Annotated in this window: 3 protein-coding genes; 2 read left to right on the top strand and 1 reads right to left on the bottom strand. The window is 65.5% G+C overall.

What is annotated here, in order from left to right; translation table 11 throughout:
• Positions 1–193: 193 nt before the first annotated feature.
• Complete coding sequence (locus tag AC0L2P_RS29885; protein WP_473506576.1) at positions 194–643, top strand: hypothetical protein; 450 nt, start codon at positions 194–196, stop codon at positions 641–643.
• Positions 644–818: 175 nt separating this feature from the next.
• Positions 819–1,163 carry a hypothetical protein gene (locus tag AC0L2P_RS29880; protein WP_352482455.1) on the top strand — a complete coding sequence of 115 codons (345 nt, stop codon included), beginning with the start codon at positions 819–821 and terminating at the stop codon, positions 1,161–1,163.
• Positions 1,164–1,241: 78 nt separating this feature from the next.
• Here AC0L2P_RS29880 and ggt read toward each other — a convergent pair whose 3' ends face one another.
• Positions 1,242–2,972: a gamma-glutamyltransferase gene (gene ggt, locus AC0L2P_RS29875; protein ID WP_473506574.1), complete on the bottom strand. Its 1,731-nt coding sequence runs from the start codon at positions 2,970–2,972 to the stop codon at positions 1,242–1,244.
• Positions 2,973–3,309: the final 337 nt, after the last annotated feature.

Below are 3,309 nucleotides of genomic sequence, written 5' to 3'. Positions count from 1 at the left end.
CCCCGGTTGGGCGGCCCCCCCGCCCCCGGCGGCTCGTCCATGTCACTGTAGTTTGTTCACCGCGGGCCCCCCGGCCCCCCCCCCCCAAAACGTGCGGGGCGGGCGACGTATGCGTCAGGGGTTTCTCGGCGTCGTCGCTCGGCAGGAACCCCGCCGTACCGTGGAGGGCCGGGGGGCCTCACAGGCAGTTTCAATGCGAACAATCAGCAGACTTTTCGATTCCCATGACGAGGCGGCGCGTGCCGTCGAAGCGCTTCAGGAAGCAGGAATTGCGCGCCACCAGATCAGCGTCATCGGACCCTACGATGATGAAATCGGCGCCGTCTTGCGTGATCCAGATACGGGTGCCGTCCTTGGCGCGGCAGCGGGTTTGTTGGCCGGCCTTGGCGCCTTTGATATCCCAGGCGTCGATCCCGTCGGCGCGGGATGGCTGGCATCGGCCCTCGTCGGTGCAGTCTTGGGCTGCGTTGCCGGCAGACTTTTCGGCATGTTATCCGACATCGGCAAGCAGCCGGGCCAGCCGGATGCCGCACAAGGCGTGATCCTGGTACTGGCACATGTCGATGAAAGGCAGGCCGACGCCGCACAGGCGGTACTTGGGGCTTCCATTCAGCCGACGCAGACTTTGGCCAGGGCGGCTTGAAGATTCAGCTCGGGCAAAGCGCTTGAGCGGGCCGCGCGGCGGGGCGATCAAAGCGCGAATCCAAAAATCTCTGGCAAGCCGCCGCCAGAAAGTGTTGAACAGCGTGCCGATCACATTCGGCGAGCGGTTGCGCTCGGCGGGGCTTGATGATTTGCTGCCGGTTTGCGGAGAACGAATGATGCATGAGCCTGTCGGTCAAGACGAATATGGGTCGACCAGCCCGTTCGATCCGGACGATCTGTCGCGGTTGAACGCGATCGGTCCGAGTGCCGGCAGCAACGACTTCGAAAAATACGCAGTCGCCGTGATCATCGTGTTCGGCGCGCTGATCATCGGCGGCCTGATGGCTGCCGGCTTGAGCTTCGGGCGCCGCAGCACCTTCTTTTTCGCGCTTGGCGGCGCCACCGCGGCATGGATTTCCGGCAATGCGCTCCTGCTCGACCGGCCGCGCATCTACGCGCTGTTCGTCGGCGTCGCGGCATTGATGCTGATTGCGTCCGCAATCGCGCTGGTCACCTGAAGCAAGGCGAAATCTTCCTATCGAGCATGATTTGCCCAACCGGTTCCAATTTTGCTGCCTGACTGGTCGGGATCATGGCTAATACCCGATAGCCTTCCCGGCCGCGGCGCGGCTGTCGATGGCGCCGTTGTAACGGGCGCCTCCACCCTTCTCGATTTCCGCCAGGCTCTTGCCGCCGACCAGGATGCCGGCCGCCTGGCCCCAGGTCGTGTCGGCAAGATCGAGGCGGTAGCCCATGCCCGTGAGCAGCCTTTCCGTATCGGGCGACAGGCCGAACGGTTCGATATAGACCGTGTCGGGCAACCACTGATGATGGATGCGCGGCGCATCGATCGCCTCCTGGATGTTCATGCCGTGGTCGATGACGTTGACGATCGCCTCCAGCGTAATGGTGATGATGCGTGAACCGCCGGGGCTGCCGATGACCATGAACGGCTTGCCGTCTTTGGCAAGGATGGTCGGGCTCATCGACGACAGCGGCGTCTTTTTCGGCGCGATCGCATTCGCCTCGCCCTGGACGAGGCCATAGAGATTGGGAACGCCGGGCTTCTGGGTGAAGTCGTCCATCTCGTTGTTGAGCAGGATGCCGGTGCCGGCGGCGACGACGCCGGCGCCGAAAGAGCCGTTCAGCGTGTAGGTCACCGCGACGGCGTTGCCGTCATTGTCGATGATCGAATAATGCGTCGTCTCGCTGCTCTCGCCAAAGCCCTTCGGCATCAATTCCCGCGACACGCCGGCCCGGAACGGATCGATCTTTTCGCGGATTTCCCTGGCGTAATTCTTGTCGAGCAGTTTTGTAACCGGATTGTCGACGAAGCCGGGATCGCCGAGCGCCGAATTTCGGTCGACATAGGCGTGGCGCATCGCCTCGACCATGACGTGGACCGTCTCGGCCGAACCGGCACTGAGATAGGACAGCGGATAGAACTCAAGCACGTTGAGGATCTCGCAGATGATGACGCCGCCTGAGCTCGGCGGCGGCGAGGAAATGATCTCGTAGCCGCGATAATTGCAGGTCGCCGGCTTGAGCTCACGCACCGCATAGTTTTCGAAATCAGCCTTGGCCAGAATGCCGCCCTTCTCGCCGCTCGCCTTGACGATGGCGTCGGCGATCGCGCCTTTGTAGAAGGCATCCGCCCCGCGTTCGGAAATGGCGGCAAGCGAAGCCGCGAGATCGGGCTGAACTAGGCGCTCGCCGACAGCATAAGGCTTGCCGTCCGGCTTGAGGAAAATGGCCGCCGCCGCTGGGTCCCTCGCCAACCGCTCCGCGCCGCCCTGGAGCGAGGCCGCATCGCCCTGCTCCAGCACGAAGCCTTCCTTGGCAAAGCGGATGGCCGGCGCCAGCAAGTCCTGCCGCGTCAGCGTGCCGTATCTCTCCCGTGCCATCTCGAAGCCGGCAACCGAGCCCGGCACGCCGACCGCCAGATAGCCGTCAAGACTGGCGCCCTTCACCGGCTTGCCGTCCTTGTCGAGATACATGGTTTTGGTCGCGGCCAGCGGCGCACGCTCGCGAAAATCGAGGAAGGTCGAGCGGCCGTCCTTGAAGCGGATGGTCATGAAGCCGCCACCGCCGATATTGCCGGCAGTCGGATAGACCACGGTCAGCGCATAGCCGACGGCGACCGCGGCGTCGACGGCATTGCCGCCCTTCTTCAGCACCTCGACGCCGACCTCGGACGCAAGATGCTGGGCGCTCACCACCATGCCGTGCTCGCCCTTCGCCGGCTGCGGCGAGGCGGCAAAGGCGCGCAGCGGCACGAAGGCCAGGGTGAGGGAAAGGCTGACGGCGATTAGGGTTCGGCGGTGCATGGCCGTTCTCCGAGGCTTGGGATGGCCTAGAAAAGCCGTTTGGGGAGCTTGAGTCTACTGACAATGATGGGATCGGCGAGGCTTGCACCTTCCTATCAACGCCTGGGGTTCCTCGCCCCATTTACGGGGGAGAGGTGGCCGCGAAGCGGCCGGAGAGGGGGCCTTCGTAGAGCGCGGCTCCCCTCTCCGTGGGGGGGGGGGGGGGGGGGGGGGGGGGGGGGGGGAGGCGGGGGGGCGGGGGCGGGGGGGGCGGGCCCCCCCCCCCCCCCCGCCGCGCCCCCCCCCCCCCGCGCCCCGCGCGGCCGCACGGAGGCAGGGCGGGGGGGGGGCGGAGGGG

Source organism: Mesorhizobium sp. WSM4836 (assembly GCF_055811815.1).
The sequence above is the reverse complement of the archived record's forward strand: the minus strand, read 5'-3'. Positions and strand labels throughout refer to the sequence as shown.